General features: G+C 56.7%; 16 protein-coding genes, 1 tRNA gene and 2 rRNA genes. 9 read left to right on the forward strand and 10 right to left on the reverse strand.

The annotated features are described in order from the left end of the window. Positions 1-187: 187 nt before the first annotated feature. The 4 genes from C1N60_RS16010 to gmhB form a co-directional block, all read right to left on the reverse strand. Positions 188-3,093, reverse strand: a 23S ribosomal RNA gene (locus tag C1N60_RS16010). 215 nt (positions 3,094-3,308) lie between these two features. Continuing rightward, positions 3,309-3,383 (reverse strand) — tRNA-Glu (locus C1N60_RS16015). Positions 3,384-3,471: 88 nt separating this feature from the next. Further along, a 16S ribosomal RNA gene (locus tag C1N60_RS16020) occupies positions 3,472-5,013 on the reverse strand. The 16S and 23S rRNA genes sit together here with 1 tRNA gene alongside, the layout of an rRNA operon. 405 nt (positions 5,014-5,418) lie before the next feature. After that, the gene (gene gmhB, locus C1N60_RS16025) at positions 5,419-5,979 is read right to left on the reverse strand and encodes a D-glycero-beta-D-manno-heptose 1,7-bisphosphate 7-phosphatase (RefSeq protein ID WP_021507462.1); all 561 of its coding nucleotides are present in this window, start codon (positions 5,977-5,979) and stop codon (positions 5,419-5,421) included. Positions 5,980-6,167: 188 nt separating this feature from the next. Between gmhB and metN the strand changes: the two genes are divergently transcribed. The 6 genes from metN to proS all read left to right on the forward strand — a co-directional run bounded on the left by metN (position 6,168) and on the right by proS (position 11,741). Further along, complete coding sequence (gene metN, locus C1N60_RS16030) at positions 6,168-7,199, forward strand: methionine ABC transporter ATP-binding protein MetN (protein WP_058759540.1); 1,032 nt, start codon at positions 6,168-6,170, stop codon at positions 7,197-7,199. Then, entirely contained in the window at positions 7,192-7,845 is a 654-nt protein-coding gene (locus C1N60_RS16035) for a methionine ABC transporter permease MetI (protein WP_021507464.1), read from the forward strand. The genes metN and C1N60_RS16035 overlap by 8 nt, the downstream gene beginning before the upstream one ends. Before the next feature lie 37 nt (positions 7,846-7,882). Beyond that, positions 7,883-8,698, forward strand: coding sequence for a MetQ/NlpA family lipoprotein (locus tag C1N60_RS16040; protein WP_021507465.1), 816 nt, complete (start codon positions 7,883-7,885; stop codon positions 8,696-8,698). A 127-nt stretch (positions 8,699-8,825) separates the two neighbouring features. Beyond that, positions 8,826-9,227 carry an Rcs stress response system protein RcsF gene (gene rcsF / locus C1N60_RS16045; RefSeq protein ID WP_021507466.1) on the forward strand — a complete coding sequence of 134 codons (402 nt, stop codon included), beginning with the start codon at positions 8,826-8,828 and terminating at the stop codon, positions 9,225-9,227. Next, positions 9,224-9,931 carry a tRNA (N6-threonylcarbamoyladenosine(37)-N6)-methyltransferase TrmO gene (gene tsaA / locus C1N60_RS16050; protein WP_058774790.1) on the forward strand — a complete coding sequence of 236 codons (708 nt, stop codon included), beginning with the start codon at positions 9,224-9,226 and terminating at the stop codon, positions 9,929-9,931. Before rcsF ends, tsaA begins: the two co-directional genes overlap by 4 nt. A gap of 91 nt (positions 9,932-10,022) precedes the next feature. Further along, complete coding sequence (gene proS / locus C1N60_RS16055; protein ID WP_058774791.1) at positions 10,023-11,741, forward strand: proline--tRNA ligase; 1,719 nt, start codon at positions 10,023-10,025, stop codon at positions 11,739-11,741. 31 nt (positions 11,742-11,772) lie between these two features. On the opposite strand, the gene arfB is transcribed toward proS, so the two are convergent. Further along, positions 11,773-12,183, reverse strand: coding sequence for an alternative ribosome rescue aminoacyl-tRNA hydrolase ArfB (gene arfB, locus C1N60_RS16060; RefSeq protein WP_021507469.1), 411 nt, complete (start codon positions 12,181-12,183; stop codon positions 11,773-11,775). Positions 12,184-12,399: 216 nt separating this feature from the next. On the opposite strand from arfB, the gene C1N60_RS16065 reads away from it, so the two are divergent. Continuing rightward, on the forward strand, positions 12,400-12,600 hold the full coding sequence (locus tag C1N60_RS16065) for a YaeP family protein (RefSeq protein WP_021507470.1): 201 nt from the start codon (positions 12,400-12,402) through the stop codon (positions 12,598-12,600). Further along, entirely contained in the window at positions 12,587-12,850 is a 264-nt protein-coding gene (gene rof / locus C1N60_RS16070) for a Rho-binding antiterminator (protein ID WP_021507471.1), read from the forward strand. The genes C1N60_RS16065 and rof overlap by 14 nt, the downstream gene beginning before the upstream one ends. 39 nt (positions 12,851-12,889) lie before the next feature. Here the strand turns inward: rof and C1N60_RS16075 are convergent, their stop codons facing one another. From C1N60_RS16075 to C1N60_RS16090, 4 genes are all read right to left on the reverse strand, one after another. Next, positions 12,890-13,198, reverse strand: coding sequence for a c-type cytochrome (locus C1N60_RS16075; RefSeq protein WP_394521762.1), 309 nt, complete (start codon positions 13,196-13,198; stop codon positions 12,890-12,892). Between the two features lie 15 nt (positions 13,199-13,213). Then, positions 13,214-14,512: a tRNA lysidine(34) synthetase TilS gene (gene tilS / locus C1N60_RS16080; protein WP_394521087.1), complete on the reverse strand. Its 1,299-nt coding sequence runs from the start codon at positions 14,510-14,512 to the stop codon at positions 13,214-13,216. Between the two features lie 54 nt (positions 14,513-14,566). After that, positions 14,567-14,956, reverse strand: a complete 390-nt coding sequence (locus C1N60_RS16085) for a VOC family protein (RefSeq protein ID WP_058770579.1) — start codon at positions 14,954-14,956, stop codon at positions 14,567-14,569. A 75-nt stretch (positions 14,957-15,031) separates the two neighbouring features. After that, positions 15,032-17,182: a lysine decarboxylase LdcC gene (locus C1N60_RS16090; protein WP_394521088.1), complete on the reverse strand. Its 2,151-nt coding sequence runs from the start codon at positions 17,180-17,182 to the stop codon at positions 15,032-15,034. Positions 17,183-17,530: 348 nt separating this feature from the next. On the opposite strand from C1N60_RS16090, the gene C1N60_RS16095 reads away from it, so the two are divergent. Continuing rightward, a complete protein-coding gene (locus tag C1N60_RS16095) occupies positions 17,531-18,493 on the forward strand; it encodes an IS110 family RNA-guided transposase (protein ID WP_394521089.1) in 963 nt (320 codons plus the stop codon). Positions 18,494-18,656: 163 nt separating this feature from the next. Here the strand turns inward: C1N60_RS16095 and accA are convergent, their stop codons facing one another. Next, entirely contained in the window at positions 18,657-19,616 is a 960-nt protein-coding gene (gene accA / locus C1N60_RS16100) for an acetyl-CoA carboxylase carboxyl transferase subunit alpha (RefSeq protein WP_021507476.1), read from the reverse strand. Between the last annotated feature and the right edge of the window lies 1 nt (position 19,617).

A 19,617-nucleotide genomic window follows, 5' to 3' on the forward strand; every position in this document is an offset into this window, starting at 1 on the left:
TGATGCCGCGTTGGCTGCGCTCGCAAAGTCAGTCACATACTTCTGTATGCTCCTTCCTTTCCTTCGCTTGCCGCCTCGCCTCAGCGCAAAATCCTCCGGACTCGCGTCCGCAGAACAAAGCTGATTCTTTATCCGTCACAAGCTGAAAATTATCCGGTCTCTCGGACCAAAACGCCTCTGGCGTTGTAAGGTTAAGCCTCACGGGTCATTAGTACCGGTTAGCTCAACGCATCGCTGCGCTTACACACCCGGCCTATCAACGTCGTCGTCTTCAACGTCCCTTCAGGACCCTTAAAGGGTCAGGGAGAACTCATCTCGGGGCAAGTTTCGTGCTTAGATGCTTTCAGCACTTATCTCTTCCGCACTTAGCTACCGGGCAGTGCCATTGGCATGACAACCCGAACACCAGCGGTGCGTTCACTCCGGTCCTCTCGTACTAGGAGCAACCCCCCTCAATTCTCCAGCGCCCACGGCAGATAGGGACCGAACTGTCTCACGACGTTCTAAACCCAGCTCGCGTACCACTTTAAACGGCGAACAGCCGTACCCTTGGGACCTACTTCAGCCCCAGGATGTGATGAGCCGACATCGAGGTGCCAAACACCGCCGTCGATATGAACTCTTGGGCGGTATCAGCCTGTTATCCCCGGAGTACCTTTTATCCGTTGAGCGATGGCCCTTCCATTCAGAACCACCGGATCACTATGACCTGCTTTCGCACCTGCTCGAGCCGTCACTCTCGCAGTCAAGCTGGCTTATGCCATTGCACTAACCTCCTGATGTCCGACCAGGATTAGCCAACCTTCGTGCTCCTCCGTTACGCTTTGGGAGGAGACCGCCCCAGTCAAACTACCCACCAGACACTGTCCGCAGCCCGGATTACGGGCCTACGTTAGAACATCAAACATTAAAGGGTGGTATTTCAAGGTTGGCTCCACGCAGACTGGCGTCCGCGCTTCAAAGCCTCCCACCTATCCTACACATCAAGGCTCAATGTTCAGTGTCAAGCTATAGTAAAGGTTCACGGGGTCTTTCCGTCTTGCCGCGGGTACACTGCATCTTCACAGCGATTTCAATTTCACTGAGTCTCGGGTGGAGACAGCCTGGCCATCATTACGCCATTCGTGCAGGTCGGAACTTACCCGACAAGGAATTTCGCTACCTTAGGACCGTTATAGTTACGGCCGCCGTTTACCGGGGCTTCGATCAAGAGCTTCTCCTTGCGGATAACCCCATCAATTAACCTTCCGGCACCGGGCAGGCGTCACACCGTATACGTCCACTTTCGTGTTTGCACAGTGCTGTGTTTTTAATAAACAGTTGCAGCCAGCTGGTATCTTCGACTGGCCTCGGCTCCGGGAGCAAGTCCCTTCACCTACGCGCCAGCGTGCCTTCTCCCGAAGTTACGGCACCATTTTGCCTAGTTCCTTCACCCGAGTTCTCTCAAGCGCCTTGGTATTCTCTACCTGACCACCTGTGTCGGTTTGGGGTACGATTTCGTGTTACCTGGAGCTTAGAGGCTTTTCCTGGAAGCAGGGCATCAGTTACTTCACCGCCGTGGCGGCTCGTCGTCACGCCTCAGTGTTAAAGAAGACCGGATTTGCCTGGTCTTCACACCTGCACGCTTAAACCGGGACAACCGTCGCCCGGATAACCTAGCCTTCTCCGTCCCCCCTTCGCAGTAACACCAAGTACAGGAATATTAACCTGTTTCCCATCGACTACGCTTTTCAGCCTCGCCTTAGGGGTCGACTCACCCTGCCCCGATTAACGTTGGACAGGAACCCTTGGTCTTCCGGCGAGCGGGCTTTTCACCCGCTTTATCGTTACTTATGTCAGCATTCGCACTTCTGATACCTCCAGCATGCCTCACAGCACACCTTCAGCGGCTTACAGAACGCTCCCCTACCCAACAACACATAGTGTCGCTGCCGCAGCTTCGGTGCATGGTTTAGCCCCGTTACATCTTCCGCGCAGGCCGACTCGACCAGTGAGCTATTACGCTTTCTTTAAATGATGGCTGCTTCTAAGCCAACATCCTGGCTGTCTGTGCCTTCCCACATCGTTTCCCACTTAACCATGACTTTGGGACCTTAGCTGGCGGTCTGGGTTGTTTCCCTCTTCACGACGGACGTTAGCACCCGCCGTGTGTCTCCCGTGATAACATTCTCCGGTATTCGCAGTTTGCATCGGGTTGGTAAGCCGGGATGGCCCCCTAGCCGAAACAGTGCTCTACCCCCGGAGATGAGTTCACGAGGCGCTACCTAAATAGCTTTCGGGGAGAACCAGCTATCTCCCGGTTTGATTGGCCTTTCACCCCCAGCCACAAGTCATCCGCTAATTTTTCAACATTAGTCGGTTCGGTCCTCCAGTTAGTGTTACCCAACCTTCAACCTGCCCATGGCTAGATCACCGGGTTTCGGGTCTATACCCTGCAACTTAACGCCCAATTAAGACTCGGTTTCCCTTCGGCTCCCCTATGCGGTTAACCTTGCTACAGAATATAAGTCGCTGACCCATTATACAAAAGGTACGCAGTCACACCCTAAAGGTGCTCCCACTGCTTGTACGTACACGGTTTCAGGTTCTGTTTCACTCCCCTCGCCGGGGTTCTTTTCGCCTTTCCCTCACGGTACTGGTTCACTATCGGTCAGTCAGGAGTATTTAGCCTTGGAGGATGGTCCCCCCATGTTCAGACAGGATACCACGTGTCCCGCCCTACTCGTCGGACTCACAGCTCATGCATCTTCGTGTACGGGGCTGTCACCCGGTATCGCGCGACTTTCCAGACGCTTCCACTGATGCACAAGCTGATTCAGGTCCTGGGCTGCTCCCCGTTCGCTCGCCGCTACTGGGGGAATCTCGGTTGATTTCTTTTCCTCGGGGTACTTAGATGTTTCAGTTCCCCCGGTTCGCCTCGTTAACCTATGTATTCAGTTAACGATAGTGTGTCGAAACACACTGGGTTTCCCCATTCGGACATCGACGGCTGTAGCGGTTCATATCACCTTACCGTCGCTTTTCGCAGATTAGCACGTCCTTCATCGCCTCTGACTGCCAGGGCATCCACCGTGTACGCTTAGTCGCTTAACCTCACAACCCACAGGCGTTTTGCAACGCTGCGGACTGCAAGCATTTGAGAGACTCGAACGCATCGTAAATTTCATTCTTATTACGGAGAATGAACACGACGCGTCGTTTCAAATTTTCAGCTTGTTCCGGATTGTTAAAGAGCAATATCTCAAACACGACGTTACCGTCAGTTTTGAGATATTCTGTGGAGACACCTTTCACCTGTCACCAAGCAGTGGCGTCCCCTAGGGGATTCGAACCCCTGTTGCCGCCGTGAAAGGGCGGAGTCCTAACCGCTAGACGAAGGGGACACAAAGTGTCACGACTTCGCAGCCGTCCTGCTCGTTACTTTTCTATCAGACAATCTGTGTGAGCACTTCGCGGGAAGGTATCTTCAGGTAAGGAGGTGATCCAACCGCAGGTTCCCCTACGGTTACCTTGTTACGACTTCACCCCAGTCATGAATCACAAAGTGGTAAGCGCCCTCCCGAAGGTTAAGCTACCTACTTCTTTTGCAACCCACTCCCATGGTGTGACGGGCGGTGTGTACAAGGCCCGGGAACGTATTCACCGTAGCATTCTGATCTACGATTACTAGCGATTCCGACTTCATGGAGTCGAGTTGCAGACTCCAATCCGGACTACGACGCACTTTATGAGGTCCGCTTGCTCTCGCGAGGTCGCTTCTCTTTGTATGCGCCATTGTAGCACGTGTGTAGCCCTGGCCGTAAGGGCCATGATGACTTGACGTCATCCCCACCTTCCTCCGGTTTATCACCGGCAGTCTCCTTTGAGTTCCCGGCCGAGCCGCTGGCAACAAAGGATAAGGGTTGCGCTCGTTGCGGGACTTAACCCAACATTTCACAACACGAGCTGACGACAGCCATGCAGCACCTGTCTCAGAGTTCCCGAAGGCACCAAAGCATCTCTGCTAAGTTCTCTGGATGTCAAGGCCAGGTAAGGTTCTTCGCGTTGCATCGAATTAAACCACATGCTCCACCGCTTGTGCGGGCCCCCGTCAATTCATTTGAGTTTTAACCTTGCGGCCGTACTCCCCAGGCGGTCGACTTAACGCGTTAGCTCCGGAAGCCACGCCTCAAGGGCACAACCTCCAAGTCGACATCGTTTACGGCGTGGACTACCAGGGTATCTAATCCTGTTTGCTCCCCACGCTTTCGCACCTGAGCGTCAGTCTTCGTCCAGGGGGCCGCCTTCGCCACCGGTATTCCTCCAGATCTCTACGCATTTCACCGCTACACCTGGAATTCTACCCCCCTCTACGAGACTCAAGCCTGCCAGTTTCAAATGCAGTTCCCAGGTTAAGCCCGGGGATTTCACATCTGACTTAACAGACCGCCTGCGTGCGCTTTACGCCCAGTAATTCCGATTAACGCTTGCACCCTCCGTATTACCGCGGCTGCTGGCACGGAGTTAGCCGGTGCTTCTTCTGCGGGTAACGTCAATCGGCAAGGTTATTAACCTCACCGCCTTCCTCCCCGCTGAAAGTACTTTACAACCCGAAGGCCTTCTTCATACACGCGGCATGGCTGCATCAGGCTTGCGCCCATTGTGCAATATTCCCCACTGCTGCCTCCCGTAGGAGTCTGGACCGTGTCTCAGTTCCAGTGTGGCTGGTCATCCTCTCAGACCAGCTAGGGATCGTCGCCTAGGTGAGCCATTACCCCACCTACTAGCTAATCCCATCTGGGCACATCCGATGGTGTGAGGCCCGAAGGTCCCCCACTTTGGTCTTGCGACGTTATGCGGTATTAGCTACCGTTTCCAGTAGTTATCCCCCTCCATCGGGCAGTTTCCCAGACATTACTCACCCGTCCGCCACTCGCCACCCAAAGAGCAAGCTCTTCTGTGCTGCCGTTCGACTTGCATGTGTTAGGCCTGCCGCCAGCGTTCAATCTGAGCCATGATCAAACTCTTCAATTTAAGTTTGATTTGCTGCAACGAGTGCAGCGATGCTCTGTGAATTAAACTTCGTAATGAATTACGTGTTCACTCAGCAAAGACTTGATATTTTTTACGTCCGGAGACGCTGATATCAATCCTGCGAGTGCCCACACAGATTGTCTGATAAATTGTTAAAGAGCGGTGCGACGCGGCGTTCGGCCTGCTGTCGCGAGGTGGCGTATATTACGCCTTCCTCCTTCAGAGTCAAACACTTTTTTCAGCGTTTTTCTCCGGCGGGGTGAATCACTTCACGCCCTGCTGAGCCGCCTGCGTTGCCGCTTTGCCGTCTCAGTGGTGGCGCATTATAGGGCGAACTTATGGAAGCGCAAGTGCAAATTTCAACTTTTTTACTGTTCGCTTAAGATTTGTGCAGAAGGCCTGATTTCAGGCCTTTTTCATGCGCGCCGGCAGCTCTGCGAGACTATCAATTACCCAGTCCGCGGCCGCTTCGCCTTCGGCGGTGACTGGCTTACCGCTGCGCACCAGCACTTTGGTTCCCACGCCTGCCGCCTTTGCTGCCAGCATATCTTCCAGCTTATCGCCCACCATATAAGAAGCTGCCATATCGATGTTCAGGTGTTTCTGCGCCGAAAGCAGCATGCCCGGTTGCGGCTTGCGGCAATCGCAAGTCTGCCGGTACTCCACGACCGTTGCATCAGGCAGATGCGGACAGAAATAGATGCCGTCGAGATCGACATCGCGATCGGCCAGCGACCAGTCCATCCACTCGGTGAGTTGCATAAACTGATCTTCGGTAAACATGCCGCGCGCGATGCCAGACTGGTTGGTCACCAGCACCAGCGCGTAGCCCATCTTCTTTAACGCCTGCAGCGCTTCAATGGTGCCATCAATAAACTGAAAATTATCGATCTCATGAACATAGCCGTGATCGACATTCAGGGTGCCATCACGATCGAGAAAAATAGCCGGGACTGGGTTCGCCACGTAGAAACTCCTGCTGCAAATAGTGCCGCGCAGTATCGCATGATTGCGCGTACCGTGAGAATGGCAGATTGAATGACTTTGATTGATTTAGCCGTCTGGATGCCTTACCATCCATCCAGATTTCGCCTGCCCCGGCGGCGCGAAGACCGATACACCACGGACAACGCAACACGATAACAATTAAACTAATGATTAAACTCGAAAATATCACCAAAGTGTTCCAGCAGGGTTCACGCACTATTCAGGCGTTGTCAAACGTTAGCCTGCACGTGCCTGCCGGACAAATTTATGGCGTCATCGGTTCATCCGGTGCCGGTAAAAGTACGCTCATCCGCTGCGTCAATCTGCTGGAGCGCCCGACATCCGGTCGCGTGCTGGTTGACGGTCAGGATCTCACCGCGCTCTCTTCCGGGCAGTTGACGCTGGCGCGCCGCCAGATTGGCATGATCTTCCAGCACTTCAACCTGATGAACTCCCGCACCGTGTCGGGCAACGTTGCGCTGCCGCTTGAGCTGGGTAACCTGTCACGCGAGGCGATCAAAAAGCGCGTCAGCGAACTGCTGGAGCTGGTCGGTCTGGCGGACAAACACGACAGCTGGCCGGCGAATCTGTCCGGCGGTCAGAAACAGCGCGTCGCGATTGCCCGTGCGCTGGCCAGCAATCCGAAGGTCCTGCTGTGTGATGAAGCCACCAGCGCGCTGGACCCGGCCACCACCCGCTCGATTCTGGAGCTGCTGAAAGACATCAACCGTCGGCTCGGCATCACTATTCTGCTGATCACCCACGAGATGGATGTGGTGAAACGCATCTGCGATCAGGTAGCGGTGATCAGCAACGGCGAACTGATTGAAAAAGACAGCGTCAGCGAAGTGTTCTCGCACCCGAAAACGCCCCTGGCCCAGCAGTTTATTCAGTCAACGCTGCATCTGGATATTCCGGATGATTACCAGCAGCGCATGCAGGCGAGCGCGGGCAGCGAGAGCGTGCCGCTGCTGCGGCTGGAGTTCACCGGTAAATCGGTGGATGCGCCGCTGCTGTCAGAAGCCGCGCGCCGTTTCAACGTCAATAACAACATTATCAGTGCCCAGATGGATTACGCCGGTGGCGTGAAGTTCGGCATCATGCTGGCCGAAATGGACGGCAGTGAAACAGATACACAAGCCGCTATTGCCTGGCTGAAAGAAAATCATGTGAAAGTAGAGGTGCTGGGTTATGTCTGAAGCGATGCTGTGGTTACTGACGCGTGGCGTCTGGGAAACGCTGATGATGACCTTCGTTTCTGGTTTCTTTGGCTTTGTGCTTGGCCTGCCGGTTGGCGTACTGCTGTACGTCACGCGTCCGGGGCAGATTCTGGCCAACACTGCGCTGTATCGCGTGCTGTCAGCCATCGTCAATATTTTCCGTTCTATTCCTTTCATTATCCTGCTGGTGTGGATGATTCCGTTTACCCGCGCCATCGTCGGCACCTCTATTGGTCTGCAGGCGGCCATCGTTCCGCTGACCGTGGGCGCAGCGCCGTTTATCGCCCGTATGGTGGAAAACGCGCTGCTTGAGTTGCCGACCGGACTGATTGAAGCCTCGCGCGCCATGGGTGCCACACCGCTGCAGATCGTGCGTAAGGTGCTGCTGCCGGAAGCGCTGCCAGGGCTGGTGAATGCCGCTACAATTACCCTGATTACGCTGGTGGGCTACTCCGCCATGGGCGGTGCTGTGGGCGCGGGCGGTCTGGGCCAGATTGGCTATCAGTATGGTTACATCGGCTATAACGCCACCGTGATGAATACCGTGCTGATTTTGCTGGTGGTGCTGGTGTATTTAATTCAGTTCTGTGGTGACCGCATCGTGCGTGCGGTGTCACATAAATAAGCAAACAACATCAATAGTCCTCTATTAAGGAAAGGATATGTCTTTCACATTTAAAAAGATTGCCGCTGTGGGTGCTCTGATTGGCGCGATTGCGCTGGCAGGATGCGATCAGAAAGAGAAAGATCCCAACCACATTAAAGTGGGTGTGATTGTCGGGGCTGAGCAGCAGGTTGCGGAAACTGCCGTGAAAGTCGCGAAAGAGAAATACGGTCTCGATGTTGAACTGGTTACCTTTAACGATTACGTGCTGCCTAACGAAGCGCTGAGCAAAGGCGATATTGACGTTAACGCCTTCCAGCACAAGCCGTACCTCGATCAGCAGATCAAAGACCGCGGTTACAAACTGGTGCCGGTCGGCAACACCTTCGTTTATCCGATTGCCGGCTACTCGAAAAAAATCAAATCGCTGGATGAGCTGCAGAACGGTGCGCAGATCGCTATCCCGAACGATCCAACCAACCTCGGTCGTTCTCTGCTGCTGCTGCAGAAAGTGGGCCTGATTAAACTGAAAGATGGCGTGGGCCTGCTGCCAACCTCACTGGATATCACTGAGAATCCAAAGAACCTGAAGATTGTTGAGCTGGAAGCGCCACAGCTGCCACGTTCACTCGACGATCAGCAGATTGCGCTGGCGGTGATCAACACCACTTACGCCAGCCAGATTGGCCTGACCCCGGCGAAGGACGGCATCTTCGTAGAAGATAAAGACTCGCCGTACGTGAACCTGATCGTTAGCCGCGAAGACAACAAAGACGCGGAGAACGTGAAGAAGTTTGTTGAGGCTTATCAGTCAGACGAAGTGTCTGAAGCCGCCAACAAAATCTTCAACGGCGGCGCAGTGAAAGGCTGGTAATTATCCCTTTCATGCGGTGCAGGGCGGCTTCGGCCGCCCTTTCTATTTCAGCATGTGGCAGCTGACTTGTTATTTCTGGTCGTCCTTGTTTCAATAACGCCACTTTTTATTACATGAGGATGTTGCCATGCGTTTTTTACCGCTCTGCTTGTTGGCATTGATGCTGACCGGGTGCGTGCGTGAATATCACCCAATAAGCAGTGCTCCGTCTCGCCCGCAGCAATCAACCAGCGAACCTCAACGCAAACCGGCTGCGCGTCCGGCCCCGGTGAAGATCTATACCGATGCGACCGATCTGGTCAGCAATCCGTTCCGCGATCTGGGTGAAGTGTCGGGTGATGATTGCCAGAGCAGCACCCAGGACTCGCCGCCGAACCTCAATACCGCGCGTAAACGCCTGCAGATTAAAGCGGCTGGCATGAAAGCCAACGCCGTGCTGCTGCACAAGTGTGAAATTGTCTCCAGCACGCCAGGCTGCTATCGCCAGGCCGTATGCCAGGGCTCCGCGCTGAAAGTCTCCAATCAATGAGTGAATTTGCCTTTGCGCAAATCGGCGTGATCCGTTCGCCGTGGAAAGAGAAATTTGCCGTACCGCGCCAGCCGGGTCTGGTGCAGGACGGCGGTGGCGAACTGCATCTGCTGGCGCCGTATAACCAGCCGGAAGCGGTGCGCGGACTGGAGGCATTCAGCCATTTGTGGGTGTTGTTCGTCTTTCACCAGACCATGGCCGGCGGCTGGCGCCCAACCGTACGCCCGCCGCGCCTCGGCGGTAATGCCCGCATGGGCGTATTTGCCACCCGCTCGACCTTTCGCCCCAATCCTATCGGCATGTCGCTGGTTGAGCTCAAAGGCATTCGCTGCGAGCAGCAACAGGTGATTCTGCAATTAGGCAGCCTCGATTTGGTGGACGGCACACCTGTGGTGGATATCAAGCCTTACCTGCCCTTCGCCGAAGCGCTGCCTGAGGCGCGCGCGGGTTTCGCCCAGAGCGCGCCCGACGCCAGCATGCCGGTGCGTTTCTCCGCGCAGGCGCAGCAGCAGTTGCAACAGCAGCAACGCCACTACCCGCAGCTGGCGCGCTTTATCACTGAAGTGCTGGCGCAGGATCCGCGCCCGGCTTATCGCAAAGGTGAAAGCCCTGGCCGTGAATATGCCGCCTGGCTGCTCGACTTTAATGTGCGCTGGCGCATTGACGCGGCGGGAACCGAGGTGATCGCGCTCGATCCGCGCTAAAACAAGCTTTTGAGTGACGGATCTCGCTGGTACACTAGCCGCCAGCAAATTTTTTGTTCGTATCCTTCCGTACAACTGGAATCGTAAATTAATGCGTACTACTCAATATCTGCTCTCCACCCTGAAGGAGACGCCTTCCGATGCTGAAGTGATCAGCCACCAGCTGATGCTGCGCGCCGGTATGATCCGCAAACTGGCTTCCGGTCTCTATACCTGGCTGCCGACCGGTATTCGCGTGCTGCGAAAAGTTGAAAACATCGTGCGCGAAGAGATGAACAACGCCGGTGCGATTGAGATCTCCATGCCGGTGGTTCAGCCAGCCGATCTGTGGGAAGAGAGCGGTCGCTGGGAGCAGTACGGCCCGGAGCTGCTGCGCATTAAAGACCGCCACGAACGTCCGTTTGTGCTGGGTCCGACCCATGAAGAAGTGGTCACCGACCTGATCCGCAACGAGCTGAGCTCCTATAAGCAGCTGCCGCTCAACGTCTATCAGATCCAGACCAAATTCCGTGATGAAGTACGCCCGCGTTTTGGCGTGATGCGTTCGCGCGAATTCATCATGAAGGATGCGTATTCGTTCCACACCTCGCAGGAGTCGCTGCAGGAAACTTACGATGCGATGTACCGCGCCTACAGCCAGAGCTTCAGCCGCATGGGGCTGGATTTCCGTGCCGTGCAGGCCGATACCGGTTCGATTGGCGGCAGCGGCTCGCATGAGTTCCAGGTGCTGGCGCAGAGTGGTGAAGATGATGTGATCTTCTCCAGCGAGTCCGATTACGCGGCCAACATTGAGAAAGCCGAGGCGCTGGCACCTGCCGGTGAGCGCCCGGCGGCAACGCAGGCGCTGACGCAGTTCGCTACGCCAAACGCGAAAACCATCGCCGAGCTGGTCGAACAGCACCAGATCCCGGTAGAAAAAACGGTGAAAACGCTGATTGTGAAAGCCAGCGAAGAGAGCGGTCATTCGCTGGTTGCGCTGCTGTTACGCGGCGACCACGAGCTCAACGAAATCAAAGCCGAGCATCTGGACATTGTGGCCGCGCCACTGGAAATGGGCAACGAGGAAGAGATTCGCGCCGCCATCGGTGCCGGTTTTGGCTCTCTCGGTCCGGTCGGTCTGACCATCCCGGTGATTGCTGACCGCACCGTGGCAAAAATGAGTGACTTCGCGGCAGGCGCCAACATTGATGGCCAGCACTATGCCGGCATCAACTGGGGCCGCGATCTGCCAGAAGCACGCGTAGAAGATATTCGTAACGTGGTAGAAGGCGATCCGAGCCCGGATGGCAAAGGCGTGCTGATGATTAAGCGCGGCATTGAAGTCGGCCACATCTTCCAGCTCGGCACCAAATATTCGGACGCGATGAAAGCAGCGGTACAGGGTGAAGATGGTCGCAATCAGATCATGACCATGGGCTGCTACGGTATCGGTATCACCCGCGTCGTGGCGGCGGCTATCGAACAGAACCACGACGAGCGGGGGATTATCTGGCCAGCGGCGCTGGCACCGTTCGAAGTGGCGATTCTGCCAATGAACATGCACAAATCCTTCCGCGTGAAAGAGCTGGCGGAACAGCTGTACAACGAGCTGCGCGCCAAAGGCATCGATGTCATTCTTGACGATCGTAAAGAGCGTCCGGGCGTGATGTTCGCCGATATGGAACTGATCGGCGTACCGCACACTATCGTGATTGGCGACCGCAACCTGGATAACCAGGAGATCGAGTACAAAGCCCGCGCCGCCAGCGAGAAGCAGATGATTAAGCAGCACGACATCGTCGACTTCCTCAGCCGCGCCCTCAACAAGTAATCCCCTGACGCCTCCTGCCGGAGGCGTTTTTTTAGCGCAGCTTGCCGCGCAGCGCCTTCACATTGCTGCGTCGTGATTTACCTTCCAGCCGCCGCTCTCTCGACGCCCGCGTCGGGCGCGTCGCGCGGCGCACTTTCTCCACCGTCGTCAGCTCGCGTATCAGGTTGATCAGCCGCTGCAGCGCCGCTTCGCGGTTCATCTCCTGGCTGCGATACTCCTGCGCTTTGATAATCACCACGCCATCGGCGCTGATCAAATGGTGGTTCGCCTCCAGCAGCCGCTGTTTATAAAACGGCGGTAGCGACGAGGCGTGAATATCGAAGCGCAGATGGATAGCGGTCGACGTCTTATTGACGTGCTGGCCGCCCGCGCCCTGAGCGCGAATGGCACTGAGCTCCACTTCATTGTCCGCAATTGAAACACTACGTGACAGCACAATCATCTGCCACCTGCCGTTATCAGCGCGGTTGTATCCGGAAATAACCTGTTCATCAACTTAACCTTTTGTGCGCCGCCAGGCTGGCTGAGACCAGTGCTGGCTGTCACTTTTTGCCCTTTCTTTGCCACCTTCCCTGCGCCCCCTGGCTGATTTCCAGCGAACCCCTGTGATATAGTCGCATATCAACCAGAGTATTGATGCTCTGCTGAGGAGGTGTATGTGCAAAAGTATTGTGAGTTAGTTCGCCAGAAGTATGCCGGGATTGGCAGCGGCGACCTGGGGTATGTGCCAGACGCGATCGGATGCGCACTGAAAGCACTCAATGATATTGCCGCTAATTCTGCGCTAAACTCTTCTGTCAGGGAACAGGCAGCGTATGCCGCTGCAAACTTATTGGTGAGCGACTATGTTGACGAATGAAGCCTACAAACCCATCAACTGTGATGACTACGACAACCTCGAGCTCGCCTGTACCAAACACTGGACGCTGTCGCTGGAGCTCAAAAACGGCGACCAGCTGAAAGCGAAAGCCGTGGACATGGTCTCACGTAAAAACGTCGAGTATCTTGCGGTCGACCTCTCCGGTGAAACGCGCGAGCTGCGTCTCGACCACATCGCCAGCTTCAGCCATCCTGAGCTGGGCACCGTTATCGTCAGCGAAGACGAATAATCTCTCCCCGGGCGGGAAAGCTGTTCCCGCCCACCTCGCTTAAGGCTGCAGCGAAGCGTAGTACGCCGCTAAATCATCCATATCCTGATCGCTCAACCCGGCAACAAAGGCTTTCATCACCTCTGCCTGACCGCCACTGCGCTCGCCTTTTTTGTAGGCCTGCAGCGAATGCAGCAGGTAGGGCGCATGCTGCCCGGCCAGATTAGGGTAAAGCGGCACCGCGCTCTTACCTTCCGCGCCATGGCACGCCATACAGCTGGCGGCTTTCTGCGCGCCAGCCTTGACGTCGCCCTGCGCAAACGCCGGCAGCGCAGCAGACAGTAGCGCCGCGACAATCCACTGTTTCATCATTGCTGTTCCTTTTTAGGGTGTTGACCAGATTGCCTGCCAGCCTTGTGTCTCGCCCGCCGCGCCTGCGCGGGTGACAAACAGCCCCGGCGCGGCAATCAGTGTCTGGTTGTAGTAAATCAACGGAATGCGTTCGCGCTGCCACGGCGGGACGCCCAGCTCCTGCCACAGTTTTTTCATTTCGCGACCACCAGCCCGGCCGACAACATGGTGATAGCCGTGGGCCTGAAAGCGCACAATAACCTGCTCATCCGCCGCCGGCTGGCGCAGTTCCGCCTGCGCCGGACTGGCGCGCAGTTCACCCAGCCCATCAGGCAAAATTAATGGCTGCGTCAGCGGCTGCCAGGTTAGCGAGTGCTGACTCAGTGAGTGCTGTCGCGGCAGCCAGTAAAGCCGTTCCCGGTAGCGCCGCAGTTCATGCGCGCCAAAGCGCAGACACGGCTGCGCATCTTCACGGCTGTGCATCACCTCGTCGGTAATGCGCTGCAGCGCGTCGCGCGCGGGCATTGCGCCACCGCGTTCGCTAATCCAGCGCCGCAGCAGCGCGTGCCGCCGCGCCTCGCTACAGGCCAGCAGCGGCGGAAAATGCAGTGCGCCCTGGGCATCGGTCAGCTGCGCCAGCTGCTCGCTGAGCAGCTCATCCAGCAGTTGCTCCTGCTCACCGCATAGCGCTGCGCTGCGGGCACTGGCCGCGCTGAAGTGCGGCCAGCGCGCCTGCAGCAGCGGCAGCACCTCCTGGCGCAGGAAATTGCGATCGTAGCGACGGTCAGCGTTGCTCTCATCGTCAATCCAGTCCAGCTGGTGCCCGACAGCGTAAGCTTCCAGCTGCTGACGGCTGAGGTTAAGCAACGGGCGCAGATGCCAGTGGCCGTTAACCTGCCGCTGCTGCGGCATCGCCGCCAGACCAGCCGGACCACTGCCGCGTTTCAGCGCCAGCAGCAGCGTTTCAGCCTGGTCATCGAGGTGCTGAGCAGTAAGTAAGTACTCACCGGGTTGCAGGTGAGTGAATAACGCCTGATAGCGCGCCGTGCGGGCTGCGGCTTCGATACCGCCGGCGCGAGCGTCCACCTGAACGCACAGCACATCGCAGGGAATGTGCCACTGCTGACACTGCTGCTGGCAGTGCGCCGCCCAGCGATCGGCGTTGGGGCTTAAACCATGATGCACATGTAATGCGCGCACGCGCAGCTGCGGCTGCTGGCGTTGCCAGCTCACTAACTGATGCAGCAGGACGCTGGAATCGAGCCCGCCGCTGAATGCCAGCACGCAGCGGGCATCGGCTGGCAGCAGCGCAGCAAGATGAGAAAAGGACATGCACGCATTCCGTTGAGGTGAACCGCCGGATTGCGGCTCACTGCGCGCGCTATTTTACGCCTGATACAGCTCCAGCGGCAAACCGTCCGGATCGGGGAAGAAGGTGCAGGCTTTACCGGTGAGAGCATCGATGCGGATCGGCTCGCACACCACGCCCTTTTCTGCCAGCGCGGCAACCGACTGTTCGACATCATCCACACAAAACGCCAGATGGCGCAGCCCGCACGCTTCCGGCCCGCTGACGCGCGGCGGCGGCGCAGGAAACGAGAACAGCTCAATGGTATAGACGCCATTAAGGCCAAGGTCGCCTTTCCATGAGTCGCGCTCAGCGCGATAGTATTCGCCCAGCAGCTCAAAGCCCAGCACGTCGCAGTAAAACGCCTTACTGCGCTGATAATCGGTGGCAATAATGGCGATGTGGTGGATCTGTTTTATCTGCAGCATAGCGGCTCCGAAAGTATTCTGAGCCGCTTAGCCTACGTGCCCGGCGCGGCGCTGAAAAGAGGCAATTATCTGAAGTTAGCGCGCAGGCTCGTCGCGCAGCACGCGCACCAGATAGCGACCGTCGTCGGTGAGCGTGGCACCGTGAATATCCGTTTCAAAGCCGGGATAGTGCCGCCCGATGGTACAGAGCATCAGCAGGAAATCCAGCACCGCCCGGCTCTGTTCGGTAATCATCTCGCCCGGCATCACCAGCGGCACGCCTGGCGGATAAGGCAGGATCATGTTGGCTGAAATCCGCCCGACCAGCTCGCGAATGTCCACGGTTTCCACCTGTCCCTGCACCTGCCGCTGAAACGCCTGGTGCGGCGTCATCTTCATCTCCGGCAGAACGTCAAATGCCCGCAGCATCAGACGCGGCAAATCGTGCTGCAGGATCAGCTGATGAATGCCCTGCGCCAGCGTCTGGATGCGCATATTACGGTAGAAGTCAGGATCTTCAGCATACAGATCCGGCAGCATGTTTTTTACCCGCAGGTTGAGATCGTAGGCGCGTTTGAACTCCGTCAGTCCGCGCAGCACGCTCATCGCTTTGGTTTTATCAATGCCTATGCTGAACAGGAACAGCAGGTTATACGGTCCGGTCTTCTCCACCACGATGCCACGCTGGTCGAGAAATTTCGCCACCAGCGCGGCCGGAATGCCCTCTTCCGCCATCTGGCCCAGTTCGCTCATGCCCGGCGTGAGAATGGTGACTTTGATGGGATCGAGATACATATGATCGCGATCGGCGTGGGTAAAGCCGTGCCACGCCTCGTCGCCCGGCTGAATCGGCCAGCATTCGGCTTCATCCACCTGCTCCGGCTGCCAGATATCAAAGAACCAGCCGTCAGACTCTTCGCGCAGCCGCTGGATCTCGCGGCGAAAATGCAGCGCGCGCTCCACCGAGCGATTAATCAGCCGCCGGCCCGGATTACCGCGCAGCATCGCCGCCGCGGTCTCAATCGAAGAGACGATCGCGTAGCCCGGCGAGGTGGTGGTGTGCATCATGTAGGCTTCGTTGAAGGTGTCGTGATCGTAATCGCCCTTGATGTGAATCAGCGACGCCTGTGAGAACGCCGCCAGCAGTTTGTGGGTCGACTGGGTTTCATAGATCACTTTGCCGGGAATGCGCTCGCCGCTCATGCCGCTTTTGCCGCTGTAGATAGGGTGAAAATTGGTGTACGGCACCCAGGCGGAATCGAAATGGATGGACGGCACGTCCAGCGTCTGTTTGATGTACTGCGTGTTATACAGCAGACCGTCGTAGGTTGAGTTGGTGATCACCGCATGCACCGGCCAGCGGGCGCGCGGGGTAGCGTTAACTTTCTGCTGGATGCTGTCGCGGGTGAATTCGCGCTGAGGGATGCCACCCAAAATGCCCAGCGCGTTGCGCGTCGGTTTGAGCCAGATGGGGATGATGTCGCTCATCATCAGCAGATGGGTCAGCGATTTGTGGCAGTTGCGGTCAATCAGCACCGTGCTGCCGGCCGGTGCGGCGTACATTCCGACGATTTTATTCGAGGTCGACGTGCCGTTGGTGACCATATAGCTCTGTTCAGCGCCAAAGGTGCGCGCCACATACTCTTCTGCTTCGAGGTGCGGACCGGTGTGATCGAGCAGCGAGCCCAGTTCAGTGACCGAGATCGAAACATCCGCTTTCAGCGTGTTGGCGCCGAAGAAATCATAGAACAGGCTGCCGACCGGGCTTTTCTGAAACGCCGTGCCGCCCATGTGGCCCGGCGTGCAGAAGGTGTATTTCCCCTCTTTGACGTAGGTGAACAGCGCTTTGGTCAGCGGCGGCATAATTTTGTCGATGTACTCATCGGTGTACTGCCGGATATGCAGTGCGATATCGTCAGCGGCGTTGAGCGCGTATTCGAAGAAGTGCAGCGCCATGCGCATTTCATTAATGCTGACATCCATCTGCGAATGGGTGTTGATGAAGGCATACAGCGGCAGTGATTCGTTAAGCTGATTGATGTCGCTGCACAGCGCCAGGCTGTAGTCGTCCCAGTCAAATATCACCCCGCAGACGCGCGGGTTGTGTTCAATCAGTTTCAGCAGGTCGCTGGCATTGTTGGGATAAACGGTCTGGAAACCCTGCAGCTTCAGCGCCGCGTCCAGTTCGCGAATCGGTTCATCTTTGTAGAACGCGCCGTGCGGTCCCATGATCGCAATAATATTCAATGCTCACCTCCTGTGGTGTTGTGGCACGGAATAAGGATAGCGAAAAGTGGCGGGTGAATGTTCCGGAATAGCGCCATTGTTGGCCTGATGTTTGCCAGCGATGCATCTCAGGTCGCCATGAATGGCGCCCCTTATATCCCGATCATTCTCCTCCGGGTATGATGATCCCCGACTGATCATCGGGAAGTTGCTGGTGAGATGGGGGCGCCCCCTGGGCATAAAGCCTGCTTCGTAGATTTATCCCCGGCAACTTAACTCCCGCCTTCAAGACCGGACGGTATCCTGTGCCCCGAGCACGCATCCATAAGGATGGTCATGGCGGTTTCCCTGTGCTGTTAAGGAGAATCTATGCAAACCCGTATGCCTGTCGGCATTGATATTGCCTCCGGAAAGTTTGATGTGGCCGTCTGGAAAGGCGACACGTCTTACAAAACCAAAGTCTTTCCCAACACCCCTAAGGGCTTTATCGCCCTGAAAAAATGGCTGGAGCCGTTCGGCTGCTGCCATATCTGCATGGAGGCTACCGGCGCGTACAGTGAGCCGCTGGCCACCTTCCTGCACGACGAAGGCTATGATGTCAGCGTGGAAAATCCCGCGCGCATCAGGCGCTTCGGACAGGCGGAGCTGAGCCGTAACAAGACGGATAAAGACGATGCGCGCATGATAGCGCGCTACTGTAAACTGCACGGCCCGTCGCTGTGGCAGCCGGCGCCGCTGAATGAACGCAGGCTGAAGGCGCTGGTGAAGCGCCTGACGAATCTTCAGGAAATGCGGCAGATGGAAGAGAACCGGCTGGAGGTCTCGGATGCGGTGGTGCAGCCCTCAATCCGCGTGGTCATTGCGGCGCTGGATGCGCAGATAGACGAAACGAAGCGGGCAATAAACGACCATATCGACAATGACCCGGGCCTTAAAAAGAACAGGGAACTGCTGGAGTCCATCCCGGGCATCGCGGGCGTGCTGAGCAGCACGATGCTGGCGTATCTGGGGGACATGTCGAGGTTCAGCAGCAGCAAGGCGCTTGTGGCGTGGGTGGGTCTGAATCCGATGCGGCAGGAGTCCGGTGAGTGGAAGGGCAAAAGCAGGATATTGAAGATGGGCAACAGCGCGATGCGCAAGGCCCTGTACATGCCTGCGATAGTGGCGATGAAGTGGAATCCGGCGGTGAGTGCGCTGAAGAAACGGCTGGATGCGGGTAAGAAAACGGGAAAAGTCGTGGTGTGCGCGGCGATGAAGAAGCTGCTGCAGCTGGCTTATGGCGTGCTGAAATCGGGTCGTCCGTTCGATGCCGAAATATGTCTTGCCAGGTAACCGGCAAGACGGTATCTACAGGATTACTGCCCGGTTTTTCCCAGGGTGCGCATTAATGCGCACCGCCATAATTGGCTACCCAGCGAGGAACTCAAGCCTGATCGTGGAAAACAGGCATAAAAAAAGCGGACCGGGGTCCGCTTCTGTGAAGGCTTTTCGGCGCTTACGCGTAGCCGTAGCTCATCAGACGCTGATAGCGGCGGTTAAGCAGCTCTTCCGTGCTCAGCACATCGAGATCGGCCAGATCGGCCAGCAGCTGCTGCTTGAGCGCTGCCGCCATGTCCACCGGATGACGGTGCGCGCCGCCCAGCGGTTCCGGGATGATCGAATCGATCAGCTTCAGCTCTTTCAGACGCCCGGCGGTGATGCCCATCGCTTCTGCGGCCAGTGGCGCTTTGTCGGCGCTTTTCCACAGAATCGACGCACAGCCTTCCGGTGAGATCACCGAATAGGTGCTGTACTGCAGCATATTCACTTTATCGCCAACGCCAATCGCCAGCGCGCCGCCGGAGCCGCCTTCGCCGATCACGGTACAGATCACCGGGATCTTCAAACCGGACATCTCGCGCAGGTTGCGGGCAATCGCTTCAGACTGACCGCGCTCTTCCGCGCCCACGCCCGGATATGCACCCGGCGTGTCGATGAAGGTGATCAGTGGCATCTTAAAGCGCTCGGCCATCTCCATCAGACGCAGCGCTTTACGGTAGCCCTCGGGTGCTGGCATACCAAAGTTACGCCGGATTTTCTCTTTGGTTTCGCGGCCTTTCTGATGGCCAATGACCATCACCGGACGCCCATCCAGACGAGCGATGCCGCCGACAATGGCTTTATCATCGGCATAGGCGCGGTCACCGGCCAGCTCGTCAAAATCGTCAAACGCATTGCGGACATAGTCCAGCGTATAAGGACGCAGTGGATGGCGCGCCAGCTGCGCAACCTGCCATGCACCCAAATCGGAGAAGATTTTACGGGTCAGCTCGACGCTTTTCTCGCGCAGACGCTGCACTTCTTCATCCAGATTAATATCGTGTTTCTCATCCGAACGACCAATCGATTTCAGCGAGTCGATTTTCGCTTCCAGTTCAGCGATTGGCTGTTCAAAATCCAGGTAATTAAGACTCATA

The sequence above is a fragment of the Pantoea sp. SGAir0184 genome (genome assembly GCF_043544755.1).

Coding starts and splice junctions, on each gene's coding strand:
- rof (WP_021507471.1), top strand. CDS start 12,587: ATGTTGACGAATGAAGCCTACAAACCCATCAACTGTGATGACTACGAC.
- C1N60_RS16095 (WP_394521089.1), top strand. CDS start 17,531: ATGCAAACCCGTATGCCTGTCGGCATTGATATTGCCTCCGGAAAGTTT.
- metN (WP_058759540.1), top strand. CDS start 6,168: ATGATTAAACTCGAAAATATCACCAAAGTGTTCCAGCAGGGTTCACGC.
- arfB (WP_021507469.1), bottom strand. CDS start 12,183: ATGATTGTGCTGTCACGTAGTGTTTCAATTGCGGACAATGAAGTGGAG.
- C1N60_RS16035 (WP_021507464.1), top strand. CDS start 7,192: ATGTCTGAAGCGATGCTGTGGTTACTGACGCGTGGCGTCTGGGAAACG.
- proS (WP_058774791.1), top strand. CDS start 10,023: ATGCGTACTACTCAATATCTGCTCTCCACCCTGAAGGAGACGCCTTCC.
- tsaA (WP_058774790.1), top strand. CDS start 9,224: ATGAGTGAATTTGCCTTTGCGCAAATCGGCGTGATCCGTTCGCCGTGG.
- tilS (WP_394521087.1), bottom strand. CDS start 14,512: ATGTCCTTTTCTCATCTTGCTGCGCTGCTGCCAGCCGATGCCCGCTGC.
- C1N60_RS16040 (WP_021507465.1), top strand. CDS start 7,883: ATGTCTTTCACATTTAAAAAGATTGCCGCTGTGGGTGCTCTGATTGGC.
- C1N60_RS16085 (WP_058770579.1), bottom strand. CDS start 14,956: ATGCTGCAGATAAAACAGATCCACCACATCGCCATTATTGCCACCGAT.
- C1N60_RS16075 (WP_394521762.1), bottom strand. CDS start 13,198: ATGAAACAGTGGATTGTCGCGGCGCTACTGTCTGCTGCGCTGCCGGCG.
- rcsF (WP_021507466.1), top strand. CDS start 8,826: ATGCGTTTTTTACCGCTCTGCTTGTTGGCATTGATGCTGACCGGGTGC.
- accA (WP_021507476.1), bottom strand. CDS start 19,616: ATGAGTCTTAATTACCTGGATTTTGAACAGCCAATCGCTGAACTGGAA.